At 68.8% G+C, this 15,761-nt stretch carries 15 protein-coding genes and 4 pseudogenes; 9 read left to right on the top strand and 10 right to left on the bottom strand.

Going from position 1 to position 15,761, the window contains the following annotated elements:
* Positions 1–12 precede the first annotated feature (12 nt).
* Together ACKTSN_RS46820 and ACKTSN_RS46815 are read right to left on the bottom strand one after the other, a co-directional pair.
* A complete protein-coding gene (locus ACKTSN_RS46820) occupies positions 13–216 on the bottom strand; it encodes a hypothetical protein (RefSeq protein WP_409474620.1) in 204 nt (67 codons plus the stop codon).
* Between the two features lie 27 nt (positions 217–243).
* Positions 244–504, bottom strand: coding sequence for a DciA family protein (locus tag ACKTSN_RS46815; protein ID WP_409474619.1), 261 nt, complete (start codon positions 502–504; stop codon positions 244–246).
* Between the two features lie 577 nt (positions 505–1,081).
* Here ACKTSN_RS46815 and ACKTSN_RS46810 point away from each other — a divergent pair.
* Positions 1,082–2,290 (top strand): IS110 family transposase, encoded by a 1,209-nt coding sequence (locus ACKTSN_RS46810; RefSeq protein WP_409474618.1) that lies wholly within the window; start codon positions 1,082–1,084, stop codon positions 2,288–2,290.
* Positions 2,280–2,576, top strand: a pseudogene (locus ACKTSN_RS46805) (FeoA domain-containing protein); the annotation flags it as partial. The gene ACKTSN_RS46810 and the pseudogene ACKTSN_RS46805, both read left to right, overlap by 11 nt.
* Before the next feature lie 191 nt (positions 2,577–2,767).
* On the opposite strand, the gene ACKTSN_RS46800 reads toward ACKTSN_RS46805, so the two are convergent.
* Positions 2,768–4,171: an APC family permease gene (locus ACKTSN_RS46800; protein WP_409474617.1), complete on the bottom strand. Its 1,404-nt coding sequence runs from the start codon at positions 4,169–4,171 to the stop codon at positions 2,768–2,770.
* A 352-nt stretch (positions 4,172–4,523) separates the two neighbouring features.
* Between ACKTSN_RS46800 and ACKTSN_RS46795 the strand changes: the two genes are divergently transcribed.
* A complete protein-coding gene (locus ACKTSN_RS46795) occupies positions 4,524–5,189 on the top strand; it encodes a YfbM family protein (protein WP_409474616.1) in 666 nt (221 codons plus the stop codon).
* 1 nt (position 5,190) lies between these two features.
* Positions 5,191–5,625: a hypothetical protein gene (locus tag ACKTSN_RS46790; RefSeq protein ID WP_409474704.1), complete on the top strand. Its 435-nt coding sequence runs from the start codon at positions 5,191–5,193 to the stop codon at positions 5,623–5,625.
* On the opposite strand, the gene ACKTSN_RS46785 is transcribed toward ACKTSN_RS46790, so the two are convergent.
* Positions 5,573–6,421 carry an IS5 family transposase gene (locus tag ACKTSN_RS46785; RefSeq protein WP_409467250.1) on the bottom strand — a complete coding sequence of 283 codons (849 nt, stop codon included), beginning with the start codon at positions 6,419–6,421 and terminating at the stop codon, positions 5,573–5,575. The two genes, ACKTSN_RS46790 and ACKTSN_RS46785, sit on opposite strands and share 53 nt — an antisense overlap.
* Before the next feature lie 293 nt (positions 6,422–6,714).
* Positions 6,715–7,223, bottom strand: a pseudogene (locus ACKTSN_RS46780) (GNAT family N-acetyltransferase).
* A gap of 170 nt (positions 7,224–7,393) precedes the next feature.
* Here ACKTSN_RS46780 and ACKTSN_RS46775 point away from each other — a divergent pair.
* Positions 7,394–8,017, top strand: a complete 624-nt coding sequence (locus ACKTSN_RS46775; RefSeq protein WP_409475106.1) for a LysE family translocator — start codon at positions 7,394–7,396, stop codon at positions 8,015–8,017.
* A 240-nt stretch (positions 8,018–8,257) separates the two neighbouring features.
* Here the strand turns inward: ACKTSN_RS46775 and ACKTSN_RS46770 are convergent, their stop codons facing one another.
* Entirely contained in the window at positions 8,258–8,977 is a 720-nt protein-coding gene (locus tag ACKTSN_RS46770) for a tyrosine-type recombinase/integrase (protein ID WP_431197158.1), read from the bottom strand.
* 176 nt (positions 8,978–9,153) lie between these two features.
* On the opposite strand from ACKTSN_RS46770, the gene ACKTSN_RS46765 reads away from it, so the two are divergent.
* Both ACKTSN_RS46765 and ACKTSN_RS46760 read left to right on the top strand, forming a co-directional pair.
* Complete coding sequence (locus ACKTSN_RS46765) at positions 9,154–9,681, top strand: DinB family protein (protein ID WP_409474615.1); 528 nt, start codon at positions 9,154–9,156, stop codon at positions 9,679–9,681.
* A 942-nt stretch (positions 9,682–10,623) separates the two neighbouring features.
* A pseudogene (locus ACKTSN_RS46760) lies at positions 10,624–11,390 on the top strand (SDR family NAD(P)-dependent oxidoreductase).
* Between the two features lie 169 nt (positions 11,391–11,559).
* Here ACKTSN_RS46760 and ACKTSN_RS46755 read toward each other — a convergent pair.
* A pseudogene (locus ACKTSN_RS46755) lies at positions 11,560–11,816 on the bottom strand (TetR family transcriptional regulator C-terminal domain-containing protein); the annotation flags it as partial.
* A gap of 117 nt (positions 11,817–11,933) precedes the next feature.
* Between ACKTSN_RS46755 and ACKTSN_RS46750 the strand changes: the two are divergent.
* Entirely contained in the window at positions 11,934–12,554 is a 621-nt protein-coding gene (locus tag ACKTSN_RS46750; protein ID WP_409474614.1) for a LysE family translocator, read from the top strand.
* 175 nt (positions 12,555–12,729) lie between these two features.
* Here ACKTSN_RS46750 and ACKTSN_RS46745 read toward each other — a convergent pair whose 3' ends face one another.
* Positions 12,730–13,491 carry an alpha/beta fold hydrolase gene (locus ACKTSN_RS46745; protein WP_409474613.1) on the bottom strand — a complete coding sequence of 254 codons (762 nt, stop codon included), beginning with the start codon at positions 13,489–13,491 and terminating at the stop codon, positions 12,730–12,732.
* Positions 13,492–14,159: 668 nt separating this feature from the next.
* Complete coding sequence (locus tag ACKTSN_RS46740; protein ID WP_409474612.1) at positions 14,160–14,459, bottom strand: hypothetical protein; 300 nt, start codon at positions 14,457–14,459, stop codon at positions 14,160–14,162.
* A gap of 128 nt (positions 14,460–14,587) precedes the next feature.
* On the opposite strand from ACKTSN_RS46740, the gene ACKTSN_RS46735 reads away from it, so the two are divergent.
* Positions 14,588–15,256 (top strand): hypothetical protein, encoded by a 669-nt coding sequence (locus ACKTSN_RS46735; protein WP_409474611.1) that lies wholly within the window; start codon positions 14,588–14,590, stop codon positions 15,254–15,256.
* 38 nt (positions 15,257–15,294) lie between these two features.
* Here the strand turns inward: ACKTSN_RS46735 and ACKTSN_RS46730 are convergent, their stop codons facing one another.
* A complete protein-coding gene (locus tag ACKTSN_RS46730) occupies positions 15,295–15,705 on the bottom strand; it encodes a hypothetical protein (protein ID WP_409474610.1) in 411 nt (136 codons plus the stop codon).
* Positions 15,706–15,761 lie beyond the last annotated feature (56 nt).

Genomic DNA, 15,761 nt, shown 5'->3' with positions numbered 1-15,761 from the left:
CCATCAGCAAAATCACCTGGCGCTCGGATGGAAGCTGCCTGGCTTGTGCAGGCGCAGCCCGTCACTGATCTCCTGGGCGAGGACGCGGCGGCGGCGAGGAGGAGCGGGGGATCGCCACACCACTTTCACGGCCGGCGTGAGCGGCGTGTCCTGGCCGAGGAGGGCGGAGCCGACGCCGATCCCGACGTGTGCGAGGGCCGCGTCATCGCGGTGCACAGGACGCGGGCCTGGGTCTCGGTGAGCTCACCGTCCGCCTTCGGAAGTCCACGTGACCTGGCGCGGCGACACCGCAGACCCGGCCGCGGTCCTGCAAAAGATCAACGGCTTGCGCAGGGCGCGTACGACCGTCTTGCCCGCCGACCGGTTGGCGGCGTCGATGACGCGGGCCTGCTCCAGGCGCAGCTTCGTCGCCCAGGCCGTCGACTCCGGGCACAGGGTGAGCCGGCCGGAGTCGGCGTCGTAGCCGACGGCCGCGGTCGGCGCCAGCCGCACCGCCGAGCCCATCGGGCTCGGTCTCCTGGGCTGCGAGCGGGGCTTTCTTGTCGGCCATCCAGACCGGGTCCCAGTTGACGGTGATTCCGTGCCCGCCGAGTTGGAAGTCCCAGATCGGGCGCGATCCCACGACGTGCGACCAGGCCGCCTCCAGGTCGCCGGCGTACGGCGGCTCGTCTTCGGCGTCCATGTCCTTCCCCCAGCACAGCTGATGGAAGAGCGTGCGGAGTTGCTTCTCCTGGCACGGGTCGCACCAGCTGTCCGCGAGCGGCCGCCGGACGAGCGGTGTGCCGGCCGGGGCGTAGACCACGGCGCTGGGCTCCCCCGTTATGTTCTTCGCGGTCCTGCAAGAGGGCCGCTGGCCTCCGGGCCCGGCATGACTGTTCCCCCCTGTCGAAGGCATGACCTGGGGGGTGGTGTCACCGGGGCCCGAGGGGTGCCGTTGGAGACGCTGATGAGAGGTCCGACTACCGCCTGGCCAGGCGCAACGCCCGGCCGCTTGCCGGCGGCAGGTCTGCATAACGTGGATGCGCACGTACGGCACCATCGCCCTGGCCAGCACCGCACGAACCCTGCTCGGGAGGATGGGTTGGAGGACATCGACGACGTGGGCGTCTTCCTCGGCCTGGACGTCGGCAAGACGGCTCACCACGGTCACGGGCTCACCCCGGCCGGCAAGAAGGTCTTCGACAAGCAGCTGCCCAACAGCGAGCCGAAACTGCGGGCCGTGTTCGACAAGCTCACGGCGAAGTTCGGCACCGTCCTGGTGATCGTGGACCAGCCCGCCTCCATCGGAGCCCTGCCCCTGACCGTCGCCCGCGACGCCGGCTGCAAGGTCGCCTACCTGCCCGGACTTGCCATGCGCCGGATCGCCGACCTCTACCCGGGCGAGGCCAAGACCGACGCGAAGGACGCCGCGGTGATCGCGGACGCCGCCCGCACCATGCCGCACACCCTGCGCTCGCTGGAACTGACCGACGAGATCACCGCCGAGCTGACCGTGCTCGTCGGCTTCGACCAGGACCTCGCGGCCGAGGCCACCCGCACCAGCAACCGGATACGCGGCCTGCTCACCCAGTTCCACCCCAGCCTCGAACGCGTCCTCGGCCCCCGCCTGGACCACCCCGCCGTCACCTGGCTGCTGGAACGCTACGGATCCCCGGCCGCGCTGCGGAAAGCCGGCCGCCGCAGGCTCGTTGAGGTGATCCGGCCCAAGGCCCCACGCATGGTTACCCGGCTGATCGACGACATCTTCGACGCCCTCGACGAGCAGACCGTCGTCGTCCCGGGCACCGGCACCCTCGACACCGTGATCCCCTCCCTGGCCCGCTCCCTCGCGGCCGTCCACGAACAACGCCGGGCCCTGGAAGCCCAGATCCAGACCCTGCTGGAGGAGCACCCTCTTTCCAAGGTCCTGACCTCGATGCCGGGGGTCGCGGTCAGGACCGCCGCCGTGCTACTGGTCACCGTCGGCGACGGCACCAGCTTCCCCACCGCCGCCCACCTCGCCTCCTACGCCGGACTCGCCCCGGCCACCAGATCGTCGGGGACCTCGATCCACGGCGAACACGCACCCAGAGGCGGAAACCGCCAGCTCAAACGGGCCATGTTCCTCTCCGCGTTCGCCGCCCTGCACGACCCCGCCTCCCGCACCTACTACGACAAATGCCGAGCTCGGGGGAAAACCCACACCCAAGCCCTCCTCCGCCTCGCCCGACACCGCATCAGCGTGCTGTTCGCGATGCTCCGCGACAGCACCTTCTACGAACCACGCACCCCCGAAACCGCCCCCGCATGACCAGCTCGGCCTTGACGAAGGACATAGAGGCACCCCCCACGAGACCACGGTCAGTCTCAAGGATCTGGAGCACGAGCCGGACGGCACGAGCGCGGGCGTGCGGCGCATCGGGGAGCCGATCCAGACCGACCCCCAGCTGATGTACGCCCTGCAGTACGCCGGGGTGCAGCCAGGCGCGGTCGTGAGCGTGACGCCGTCGCCCGGCGGCGTGACGGTCGGCAGCGGTGGCAAGGCAGCCGAACTCCCCACGCAGACCGCCGCGCACGTCTTCGTGGCCAAGCCCTGAGCCCACCAGGGCGCCGGACCTTTGCCGTGCCCAGCCGCAACGAGGATGGCCCTCGACCACGATCGCGGTCGAGGGCCGTCCCCGTTTGCGGCAACCCGCGATGCCACCGCCACCATCGGCACGGCAGCCAGGACGGTGGCATCGGCCAGACCCCCGACGCTGAGGCATCCGGGGGCACGGCCCTCGGGGAGTCACCCGAAGCCCTCGGGGGGTCCCCCTCGGGCCACCTCCTTCTCGTGGCGAAGCTTCATCCACACCTTGTTCACCGCCCACAGCACGATCCCGATCCCGATCAGCACCCCCGCCCGGATGTACACATCCGCCGCCCGCTCCGACAGCGGACTCGCCAGGATGATCGCCGTGATCGCCCCGAGCACCGGCAGGATCGTCGGCGTACGGAAGTGCTCGTGCGCGACGCTGTCCTTGCGCAGCACCAGCACGGCCACGTTGACCACCGCGAAGACGCACAGCAGCAGGAACGCCGTGGTGTCGCCGAGCCCCTCGATCTCGCCCGTCGACACCAGGCCGATCGCCAGCAGCGTGACGAAGATGATCCCGGTGATGGGCGTGCGCCGGTGGCGCAGCACGCGGCCCATGCCCTTCGGCAGGACCTTCTCGTTCGCCAGCCCGTAGCAGAGCCGCGACGCCATCATGATGTTGATCAGTGCCGAGTTGGTGACCGCGAAGAGCGCGATGGCCGCGAAGAGCTTCGGCGGGAAGGAGACCCCGCCGGCCTTGACGACCTCCAGCAGCGGCCCGCTGGACTGCTCCAGCGTCTGGTACGGGACGAGCAGCGACGAGACGAGCGCGACCAGTACATAGATCGTGCCGGTGACGGCGACGCCGGTGAAGATCGCGCGGGGGAAGGTGCGGACCGGGTCCTTCGTCTCCTCCGCCATGTTGACGGAGTCCTCGAAGCCGACGAAAGCGAAGAAGCCCAGGGCGGTGGCGCCCAGCACGCTCGTCAGCAGCGCGTACCCTGTGCCCTCCGCCTGGAATTCGCCCAGCCGGGACGGCTCTCCGCCGCCCGTCAGCACCGCCCACGTGCCGATCGTGAGGATGATCAGCAGGCCGGTCAGCTCGACGATGGTGAGCACCACATTGGTCTTCACCGACTCCGACACACCGCGCAGCGCCAGCGAGGCGAGGGCGAGGATGAAGACGATCGCGATCAGGGTCGGCGGGATCGCGGTGGTGAACTCCTGGAAGTAGTCCCCGCTGAACGCGCGGGCGGCCGCGCTCGCGGACGACAGGCCCGAGCACATCACCATGAAGGCGATGATGAAGGTCAGGAAGGGGACCTTGAACGCCCTCTGCGTGTAGAGCGCGGCGCCGGCCGCCTTCGGGTACTTGCCGACGAGTTCGACGTACGACGCCGCCGTCAGCAGCGCGACGACGAAGCCGATCACGAACGGCAGCCACAGTGCGCCGCCGACCTTTCCCGCGACCTTGCCGGTCGTGGCGTAGATGCCGGTGCCCAGGATGTCGCCGACCACGAAGAGGATCAGCAGCTTCGGGCCGATGGCCCGTTTGAGCGACGGCTGGTGCTCCGGTGCACCCCCGGACGTCGATGTGGGTGGCGTGGATGTGGCCATGTGACACCTCTGCCCGGTCGGCCCGACGGAATGCGTACGCTCGCACGGTTCAGCCGTACGGCCGGACAGGACCCAGTACTGCAACTGGTCCATGGAGCTCAACATCGGCTCAAAGGATCCCGTGGACTCAATCATGCTGCACATACGTGGCTCCGGCGACGATGCGCTCACTCCCGCCTTCCACCTCGCTGCTGCCCTGAGCTGCAAAGTGCTGGGGACTGCTCCGGGGGAGATTTGATCACTCCGCAGGACACCTCGGGTTGGCACGCTTACCAGGACTTCCGAGACCGCATCACCGGATAACCCGGCTGCACCCTGGGGCTGTGTCAGTGCCGCCTCCTACCATCCCGCCATGAGCATGATCGGAGAGTACGTCCGCCTCACTCCCGCCGAACTCGATCGCGCGGTCCGGGATCCGGACTGGGCCCACGAGTTCGTCGACGAGTTGATTGAGGCGGAACTGGATGAGCGGCCCGAGGTGTCCGAGGCGCGCTGCCACGACACCGACAAGGCGTGGCACGCCCTCGACTTCCTGCTCCGCCGCCTCGCCTTCCCCGTCGACATCGTCCACGGCGAGGAAGAGATCCCGGGGGCGGAGGACTGGGGCTACGGGCCACCCCGCTACCTCACCCCAGAGCAGGTCCGCGCTGCTGCAGACGCCCTCATGGTCACGTCCCACCAGACACTGATCGAGGATGTCACCCCGGCAGACCTTGCCCAGGCCGACATCTACCCCAACATCATCTGGGAGCACGGCGAATCTCTGGACTACGTGACCAGCCACTACCAGTCGCTGGTCCCGTTCTTTCAGAAGCCGTATCTCAACCGAACGCGATCCCTTGATTTCTGCTGGTCAGGCATGGTTTCGCTCGGGGTGAGGGAGGCATGCGGCGTCTTGTGTCCGCTTCATGACCGAGGGGTGCGCGGTGGCGTCGGTGCTGGGAATGCTGGAGGAGCGGGAGGCGGCTGCCCGCGTGCGGGTGGAGGGTCTGCGGGAGGAAGCCGCGCGGTTGGCTGAGGTGTTGGAGGCCGCGGAGATCGAGCTGGACCGGCGAGTGATCGCGCGGGAGGAGTTGGTCGAGGCCCTGGCCGCGTCCGCGGCCGAGGCGACTGCCGTGACCGAGGCGGAGCAGGAAACGGCGTGCTCACCGGTGCCGGTGCCGGGCTCGACGGTGCCGCCCTGGCGGGACGGGCTGACGGTGTCGGTGCTGGCACCGGACTACCAGCGGATTCTGGGCGTGCTGGAGGAGCGGCGGTCAGCGGGCAGGGGGCCGGCGAAGGCCAAGGAGATCGCGGTGGGGCTGGGCCTGGGGACGACGCCGGCGAAGGTCGAGGGGGTGCGCTCGAAGGCCAGGCGCTTGGCAGAGCGGGGGTGGCTCCTGCAGGAGACGTCGGGGATGTTCAGCGCCGGCCGGCGGCCCGTGGACGTGCCAGACGCCGGCCCATCCGCGTAACCATCGACCACCGGATCATCGCCTCGCTGGAAGCGGGCAGAGTCTCGTAATCACGGGCCAGACGGCGGGAGTTCATCAACCACGCGAACGTGCGCTCTGCCACCCAGCGTCTGGGGAGCACCACGAACCCTGTCATGTCGTCGGTGCGCTTGACGATCTCCAAGGTCAGGGCGAGTTTGTCCCGGCACCAGCCAACGAGGCCGCCGGTGTAGCCGCCGTCGGCCCAGACGAGGGTGATGTCGCGGTGCAGACGGCGCAGCCGCTGCAGCAGGCCCGCCGCGGCGTCCCGGTCGCCGATGTTCGCGGCGGTGACCGCGACGACCAGGAGCAGGCCGAGGCAGTCGGTCACGATGTGCCGCTTTCGCCCGGGCACCTTCTTCCCGCCGTCGTAGCCGCGTGAGGAGGCCGGCACCGTCGCGGCGGCCCGCACCGACTGCGCGTCGATGATCCCCGCCGTGGGCTCGGCCTCACGGCCCTCGCGCTCACGGACCGTCCCACGCAGCCGGTCATGGAACTCGGCGATCAGCCCGTGCTCGCGCCAGCGGCGGAAGAAGGCGTAAACCCGGCCCCATGCGGGGAAGTCCGCGGGCATCGCCCGCCACGAGATCCCGCCCGCGACCAAATAGCGGATCGCGTCCAGCATCTGGCGGTGGCAATAGCCCTCGGGCTGCCCGCCTCTGCCCTGCAGCCAGGCCGGCACCGGCAGCAAAGGCCGGACCTCCGCCCACTCCGCGTCCGTCATGTCCGACGGATACCGGCGCACCCGATCGGGATGATCGGCCGCGTTGCCGTACACGTGCGCGAGGCAATCACACGATGGTGCAGCCGAGTTGAACTGGACGGGCTCGGACGCGTACAACAACGACACCAGGGCCTCCCGGCATTGCTCGGTTAGATTCGCATCCCCGAGCTACCGAGAGGCCCTGTCTTCATGCGCGTACAACGGGAAGATCACCCCGGCGGGAAACCTGTTCGACCCGCACGTTCCATGATCGGTTGAGATACGGCTTCTCAGACCGGCCACGACTCTTTCCAGTTTGAGATGGGCTTCGATCACTGCTGCGGCTGGAGGCTGCATGACCCTCTGTCCTACAGGGCGGAAGTCTGGTTGAGGGCTGCCGGGGCCTGGGCAGCGAGTTCACTGAGGGGTTCACCGCTCAGCCGGCATACCGTCCACTCGTTCAGGAGCTCCACGCCGAGCGACTTGTAGAAGTCGATCGTCGGTTCGTTCCAGGCCAGGACCCACCACTCGAAGCGCTCGTAGCCGTTCTGTTGACAGACCGCGGCCAGCGAAGCGAGCAGAGCCTTTCCGTGTCCGCCACCTCGAGCATGCGGCCGTACGTAGAGGTCTTCCAGGTGCATGCCGCGCGTGCCGGTCCAGGTCGAGAAGCGGGGAAACCGCAAGGCATAGCCCACGGCCTGCCCCGCCTCGTCGTCCTCAGCAATCAGTGCGAACGCAGCGGGATGTTCCCCGAACAGCGCCTCGCGGAGCTGCTCCTCGGTCGCTCGGACCTGCTCAGCAGCCGTTCGTACTCAGCGAGTTCGCGGATCATCGCGCGGATCTCCGCAATGTCGTCCACAGTGGCGGCCCGGATCATGCCGGAGATCATCGGCCACCGTACCGAGCCGTGTCCATCCAGTTCCGCGCCTTCTCAGCGGCGTGAACCCGGCCGTGGGCTTTGCCTCGCGGGATGATCCGCGGAAGCCATCCGCAGCTGGGCCGACAAGAGCCTTGTGGGGCATCAACAAGCTTGGCGATGCTGCCTCGATGATGACTTCCGTCGTTGCGTTCGTCGGTGCGGCCTTCCTGATCGCCATGGTCCCAGGGCCGAGCACGGTCGTGATCCTGCGCCGAGCGGTGGTGAACGGCCGGAGGACCGGTATGGCCACGGTCCTGGGTAACGAGAGCGGGGTGCTGCTGTGGGGCCTCGCCGCGGCCTTCGGTCTCTCCACCCTGCTGCTGGCCTCGCAGCTCGCCTACGACATCATCCGGATTGCCGGCGCCGCGGTGCTGGTGTGGATGGGAGCGCGTGCCTTGTGGCAGGCGAGGCGAGCCGGCCAACCGGATCAGGGACCAGCGGAAACAGCCGTGGTGTCGCTTCGGCGGGCGTACTGGCAGGGCCTGGTCACCAACTTCGCCAATCCGAAGGCCGGCGTGTTCGCCGTTTCCTTCCTGCCGCAGTTCGTGCCGCATGGAGCCCCTGTTCTCCCGACGCTGCTCGCCTTCTCGGTGATCTGGGCCATGGTCGACCTGATCTGGTACCTACCGTTGGTCTGGCTGGCCGGACGTGTAGGAGGAGTGCTTCGGCGGCAGTCCGTTCGGCGCCGGATGGAACAGGTCTCCGGGGCGCTCTTGGTCGGGCTGGGGGTGCGTCTGGCTACCGAGTCTTAGCTTCTTTCCGAACCTGATGAGGGCGTTTTCGCTGATCAAGCATAGGGTCGGTGGTTCCGTGGGAGTCGTGGCCTGTCGTGTCGTTGCTCTCCGGGAGGTCGCGGATGTCGTCGGTTGTTGGACTACTGGAACAGCATGAGCTCGCCGCGGCCGAGCAGGAGTGGCAGGAGTGGGCGATCGCCCGCAGACGGGTCGATACGGTGCCGGCTCCGGACGACGGCAACACCGCCGAAGCGGAGGTCACCGCGGGGATGCGGACGCACAGTCGGCGCCCCGGGCCAAGCCCCGAGACGCAGTTGTGGGCGAGCCTGGGTTGAACCCCAGACGGTCGGTGTAGAAGGCCAAAGAGATGAACGCCCGGTGCCCATTGATGGCTTCCTCGGGGTAGGCGGCCTTGTATCCCATGGTCGTGTTGATGGCGCGGTGGCCCAGGACCAGCTGGGCGATGTGCGGCGGCATCCCGTTCAAGACGGCGTCGGTGGTAAAGATCCTCCGGAAGTCGTGGGGGGCGAAGTGCAGCGGCTTGCCGGTCGTATCGGTGAACCCGGTGGCCGCGAGCACGTCCTGGAGGAGGGTGCGGATGCCGTCGATGGGGATCGGCCGGTCCTCCAGGCCTGTCTTGCGCTGGAACAGCAGCGGCATGGGTGGGTTCCAGACCTTCTCGTGGTGGTCGTAGGCGATCACGAGGGGAACGTTGCCATCGTCGGTGCGGATGCGGCAGATGATCGCGGAGAGCACGTCGGCGAGTTCCGGGGAGACGACCAGGAGCCGTTCCGTGTCGGTCTTGGAGGGGGCGATCTGCAGCAGGGGAACGAGTTCGCCGGTGCTGGGGAGCCGGTATTGGACCAGGCTGTGGTGTGAGATCTCGCTCAGCTCCTCGATGCGGATCCCGGTCATCCGCAGGAATTCGACCGCAGCCCAGCCCCAGAACGCGTTGAACGTCCGCCGTCTCCCGACCACGGGTGCGGCGAAGGTGCTTGCGTCGGTGGCGTGGATGTACAGCAGTTAGTCGAGTACCGCTACCGGGCCGTCTGCGAGGTGCTCGGTGGGTCTCCGATCGGTGAGATGGGCGAGACGCGTGTTCGTCGCCAGCGAAGACGGTCATCAGCCACGGCCGCTGCTGCCAGGGTGTGCTCATGAATACGACACCGGATGGACGGCCTGTCCCGCCCGCGCATGCCGACGAGCGCGCCATGCTGGAAGCATGGCTGGACTTTCACCGTGCGACTCTCGCCTTGAAGTGTTCGGGCCTGAAAGACGATCAATTACGGCTTGCTGCGGTGTCACCGTCGTCGATGACGCTGCTCGGTCTCGTTCAGCACATGGCCGAGGTGGAGCGCAACTGGTTCCAGCGTGTATTTGCAGGTCAGGATGTGTCGCCGGTCTTCGGGGAGAGCAACCTCGACGGCTTTGCCCTTCAGTCGGAACGAGGACTCGACGAGGCGATGGCTGCCTGGCAAGCGGAGATCGCCCGAGGCCGTGAGCTGATCGCTGACGCATCACTGGACGACTCCGGCCACCTGTCTGAACAGGAAGCGGGGCACGTCGGCGACCAGGAAGTCTCCCTGCGCTGGATCATGGTGCACATGATCGAGGAATACGCACGTCACAACGGTCATGCCGACCTCATCCGCGAGCAGATCGACGGAGTTACCGGCGCATGAGACGTGCTTGCGCGGTCAGAAGGTGACTCCCACAGTCACCTCGAAACAACTCCCGCACTGAGATACAAAGCCACCATCTCCGACACCATCGTCGAACACCACCTGTTGAGCCGCGACCGCGCCCGCGCCGACCTACCCGGCGGCTACCGGCTGACCCTGCACACCCGCGAACTTCCACGGCCCCCTCCAGACCGCCCTGGCCGCGCCGTCGCCCACCGGCCCCGCCAGCACCTGCACCGCGCAGCATCAGCGCGCACACCCCGACACCCGTCACCTCTCGCATCCTCGACACGGTCACCCGCTACGCCCCGGCCCTGCCAGGCGCCCGCGACGCCCACCCGCCCCAGGAGGCCGTCTCCCGCCTGCTCACCACCGGAGCCCCCTTCCAACGGCCCGCCCAGCCGGGGCTGTTCGTCCAGTTCGGGCATGCGGAAGCCTGGCCGGACGGCAGGCGACTCAGCGTCACCCTGGGCAGCCCCGACAGCGGGCTCGCCCTCGGTCACGGCCGGCCGTATGGCCATCCGCGCCGGCGCCCCGCCGGCAGGCTGGGCGTGCACCACAGCGTTGTGCGCTAGGCGGGACAGCACCTCGATCGCCGTGGCGATGTCACCGGGCCGCCTCAGCAAGGTCAGGCGCATACGGGCATCGTCCAGGAGTCGGCGCAGGCTCGCCGGGGCCATGGCAGAGGAATGGGACCATTCCCGGTCGACGGGCGCATGCTTCCCCGAGTAGGTGGGGGCGTTCATCGGCACCATGGTTGATCAGCAGCAGCGCCCGGCCAGGTTCAGCGGGCCGGGCACCCAATTTCTGGACTTGCGAGTCCAATTTTGTCGCCGCACAGTGGCACTGCGCCCTGGCTGCCCAGGGCCCCGTTCCGGTCGGAGGCGGCATGCGGTTCGACCGTTCGGGTTCACGGTGGAGAATCAAGCAACGGAGTGGACCATGTCGATGCGGCTTGAGGGCAAGACCGCGCTGGTGACCGGAGCGACCAGCAACATCGGGCGTGCGATCGCGGAGGCCTTCTCCGCCGAGGGGGCGCATGTCGTCGTCTCGGGCCGCAGCGCCGACCGCGGCAGGGAGGTTGTCGACGGGATCCGCGCACGCGGCGGCCGCGCCGACTTCGTGCAGGCCGACCTGGACGGAAGCGCCGCCGCCTCGAAGGCGCTGGCCCAGGAGGCGACGCGGGTCCTCGGCGGCCGTATCGACGTCCTGGTCAACAATGCCGGCATCTACCCCGGCGACAAGACCACGGCCACCGATGAGAAGACCTTTGACCAGGTCTACGCGGTCAACGTAAAGGCCCCGTTCTTCCTGACCGCGGCCGTCGCACCCTCCATGGTGGAGGCCGGCGGCGGAGCGATCATCAACCTGGGCTCCTGGATCGCGCGCTTGGGCATTCCCATCGGCGCCCTCTACAGCTCCACCAAGGGAGCCGTGGAGACCCTGACCCGGGCCTGGGCGGCGGAGTTCGGACCGCAGGGCGTCCGTGTGAACGCGATCTCCCCGGGCGTGGTGCAGACGCCTGCGCCTGGAGAGGTCCACCCCGGCGAGGTGTCATGATGATGGGGACCCCCGCGGGCCGGATGGGCACCCCCGACGCCATCGCGAGCGCTGCCGTGTACCTGGCCGCTGACGAGTCCTTGTTCGTGCACGGCATCGTGCTCGACGTCGACGGTGGCCGCACCACCGCCGCCGTCATCGCCGGCTGACGCACAGCACCCACCCCCTGGGGGCGCCAGGAGGTGGGTGGTTTCGGTGAAGCCGCCCGCCCCGTTTCATGTCCGGGCGCGAACGTGCCGCTCGCAGGCAGGTGCGCCGTGGCCGGGCATGATCGGCGCCCGGCCCCGAGGGTGGGCGCCTGAAACAGCCGACGCCAGGTCACGCCGCGGCGCGGCCTGCGCGGCGCAGGTCCGCGATCCCCTGGTCGAGAGCGGCATGCAAGTGGGTGGACCGGCCCGTCGACAGCAGGATCGACACGCCCCCTTGGAGGCCGGCCAGCAGTGCCGCGGCCCGCACGTCGGCATCGAGCTCGAGGGGGGAAGCCTGCCGGCCGCCTGCAGCGCCCGGATGCCCGCCGCCAGGCTCCCTTGCCAGTGACGCATCAGCTCGATCACGATCGCCCGCGCCCCAGGCGTCGGTGGGAGAACCATACGAAGGGCTCGCCCGGTCCCGGGAAGAACGTAGGGAAGTTTGATCGGTCCAGGGGCTGCCCCTCGAAACGACGAGGCGATCCCGGGTGCGAGACTGAGCCCATGTTCGTTCAGCTCTTTGCGGCCACGGGTGTACTCGCCGTCCTGACCATGGTTCCCGGCCCGGACATGGCGGTGGTGACGAAGCGAGCCATCGCGTCCGGCTGGCAAGACGGCCTGCGCACGGTCGGCGGCATCACGGCGGGACTGCTCATCTGGGGCGTACTCACCGTGGTCGGCCTGGCCGCCGTTCTGGCGGCGTCCGCCACGGCCTACACGGTCGTCAAGCTTGCCGGTGCCGTCTACCTCGGCTTCCTGGGCGTCCAGACGCTGTTGCAGAGCCGGCGCAGCCGTTCGGTGGCTTCGGGGGTGAGTGCCCCGTCCCCGTCCGGCAACCCGTGGCGCACGGGACTGGTCAGCAACGTTTTCAATCCGAAGATCGCGGTCTTCTACACGGGCTTGCTGCCCGCGCTCGCGCCGTCCGGCTTCTCGCCACATCTTGGGATGACCTTGCTGGTCCTCATCCACGCAGCCCTCACTCTCGTCTGGCTCGGCAGCTACGTGCTGGTGCTGGCCAAGGCCCGCGCCTTCTTCGAGAAGCCTGCCGTACGACGCACCATGGACCGCATCACAGGTGTCGTCCTGATCGGGTTCGGGGTCAAGGTCGCCACCTCCCAACCCTGAACACCGCTGGAGCCGCGGCTCCGCGCCCCGTTCCGCTCCTCGCCGGAGCGACCCACGGCCGCTCAAACTTCGTGGCACACGATCAAGGTTCGATGGCACGGGACACTTCTGTCGGCCCAGCAGCGGGTGCCGGTGGTGGTGAGGGCGTCGATGATGCCGTGGGTCGGGGCAGCCTTCAGCGGACGGACTGGGCGGCGGCGGTGATGACGCGGGTGACCACGTCGGGGCGCGTGATCAGCGACAGGTGGCCCGCCTTCACCTCGGTGATGTGGGCGCCTGCGCGCTGGGCCATGGCCCGCTGCTCCGCCGGGACAATGACATGGTCGGCGGTGCCGACGACGGCCCATGAGGGGGTGGACTTCCACGCGGGAGCGCCGGAGGGCTCTGAACCCGCGCTGACCGCGAAGGGGCGTTGGCCCGCCGCGAGGAGCCGCGCCTGGGTGGCAGGCACACCTCCTGCGAAACAGTCCTGGAAACCCTTGTACTCACCGTTCGGAGCCCACTTGAGGTAGGCGTCGACGTCGTCGGCCGGTCCGCCCGGGTAGGGAACCAGGTTCAGGAATGTCGACGGTTCGGCCGTGACGCACGAGCCGGGCTCGGCCCCGTTGATCTGGAACACGGTCTCGCCCTCGGCGGGGATGTACGCGTTGTCGTAGACGAGCGCCTTCACGTTCTGGCTCTTCGCTGCCGCGTTGGTGATGACCATGCCGCCGTAGAAATGGCCGACCAGCACCACCGGACCGGGGATGGTCGCCACGAACGACGCCAGGGTCTGGGCATCGTAGGAGACCCCACGCAGCGGGTTCGGCGGCGCGTAGACCGTGTAACCGGCGTCCTGCAGGCGGCCGATGACCGCATTCCAGCTCGAAGCGTCGGCCCACGCCCCGTGCACCAGCACGATCGTCGGCTTCTGGCCGCTGTGCGTCTCGGCGGCCATCGCAGTCGACGGTGCCGCGGTCACTTGCGAGGTCGAGGCGAACAGCGCGGCGGCAGTGGCCAGGACGCGGTGAGCGCGCGCGTCTTTCTCGTTCGCAGTCGAGGAATGGTTCTCATGGGCTTCTCCTTTGGCGTGAAGGGGGTCTCGAAAGGGGTCGTGCGGCGTACCGACGAGCGCTCTCACCACTGGTGAGGCTCCTGGGGATGGGCAAGGCACGCGGATGTGCCGCGCCGGGAACTCAGTGGTGCAGACCGCTGCTGGAGAGGGCCCTGCCCGCCTGCCTGGGGGCAACCCTGGCGCAGGGGGCCTGCGGGATCAGGCGGTGGTGCTCCGGACGGCTTCGCGGATCAGGTCTGCGACCTTCTTGGGGTACGCGAGCAACACCAGGTGTGACGGTTCGACTCGACGGTGGTCATGCCGGCGCGCTCGTAGCCGAAGCGCTCGACTCAGCCACAGCAGCCTGGAACAGCGCAGCAGGGTGCGGTCGGCTACCGCGGCTTGACGCCGAGGTCCGCGTCGACGTCGTAACCGGCTTCCGCCCGGTCAGCTGTTGCAGGATTCCACCACCATGCCCACGCCACCCGGGCCCGACCGAGTCACCTTCCAGGTGATCCCGAAACACCAGGATCACCCAGGAAACCCAAGCCAATCTGAGACGCTCCGGATCGTCACGTGAGCGGGCGCCCGAAGCGCCTTGCGGTCCCGCGCAGCCAACTCCATTCGACCACGGGACAGTTGGGCGAGACGGCTGCCTGGAGCAGCAACGGCCAGGCGAAGGCCCTGAGAGGCTCGCCCTCGTAGAAGTCACCGCCGCCCAGGACCTCACTGACCGTACGGATCGTGGCCGCGGAGGGGGGCCGGGTCTTGTCACTGCACCGCAACCTGCCCGCCGCGGCCAGCTGCAGCACGGCCGCGAGCTCTGCCCGCGCCCCCTGCTCCGTCGCGCGCTCGTTCCACACCGCCGCCACAGCCCGCTCCTCCCCGACACCGCTCGCTTCGGCTCACCCTACGGCGCTTCGGTATGGCGTCCGGACACCTCCCGCCACCTTGTACAGTCCCCGCACCGCCCGCCAGCAGCGGCGATAGGGTCCGCCGTGTGAGCGAGTACCAGTACTACGAGTTCCAGGCCCTCGACCGGCCGCTCAGCCGCGAGGAACAGGACCATCTGCGGGCCATCTCCACCCGGGCCCGGATCACCACCACCAGCTTCACCCACACCTACAATTGGGGCGATCTGCGCGGGAATCCACGCCGCATGGTCGAGCGCTACTTCGGCGCCCACCTGTACGTCACCAACTGGGGCACCCGCCGCCTGATGCTCCGCCTGCCCAAGCAGACCCTGGCCCTGCCCACGACGCAGGTCTACTGCCTGGACCACCACGTCAACGCCTGGACCACCCGCACCCATCTCCTGCTCGAGATGACCGGCGAGGATGAGGGCGGCGACTGGATCGAGGGCGCCGACGACTCACTGGCCGCCCTCATCGGCGTACGCGACGAACTCGCCACCGGCGACCTGCGCCCCCTCTACCTCGCCTGGCTCTCCGCCCTCACCGCCTGGGACTCGAAGACGACGACGAAGAGGAATACCAGACCTGTCCCGAACCGCCCGTCCCGGCCGGGCTCGACGAACCGACCGCCCCACAGCGCGCGCTCGCGCACTTCCTGCGTGTCGATGCCGACCTGCTCGCGGCCGCGGCCCAGGCCAGTCCCGCCGCGCCCAAGGAGTCTGCCCGGCCCACCAAGCAGGAACTCGCGCCGCTGATCACCACAATGCCCCAGAAGGAGAAGGACGCCCTGCTGCTACGACTCGCCCTCGGCCCCTAGCCCCAGCTGCACACCGAGCTCCTGCACCGCCTGCGCGGTACCACCACCCCCGCCACCGCCCCTGGGCGCCGATCCGCCGCCCACCTCCTGGACGCCGCCCACACCCTGCGCACCGAACGCCGGCAGCACGCCGAACACGAACGAGCCGAAGCCCGCGCCCAGCGCCTGACCGCCCTCGCGAGCGAGGCCGAATCCGCCTGGCAGCAGATCGAGACGCATATCGCCACCAAGAAGACCAGCGCCTACGACCAAGCCGTCACCCTCCTCGCAGAACTGCGCGACGCCTGCGCCCACACCGGACAGGACACGGCCTTCCACCAGCGCCTGACCCGCCTGCGCGCGGACAATCAGCGCCGCCCCGGCCTCATCCACCGCCTCGACCGCCACGGGCTCCGACAGGTTCCCCTCGTCTCGGGCATCTGAACCCATGGAAGGCATCCGTC

It is taken from the genome of Streptomyces flavusporus, assembly GCF_046267975.1.
Classification (GTDB): domain Bacteria; phylum Actinomycetota; class Actinomycetes; order Streptomycetales; family Streptomycetaceae; genus Streptomyces; species Streptomyces flavusporus.
The sequence above is the reverse complement of the archived record's forward strand: the minus strand, read 5'-3'. Positions and strand labels throughout refer to the sequence as shown.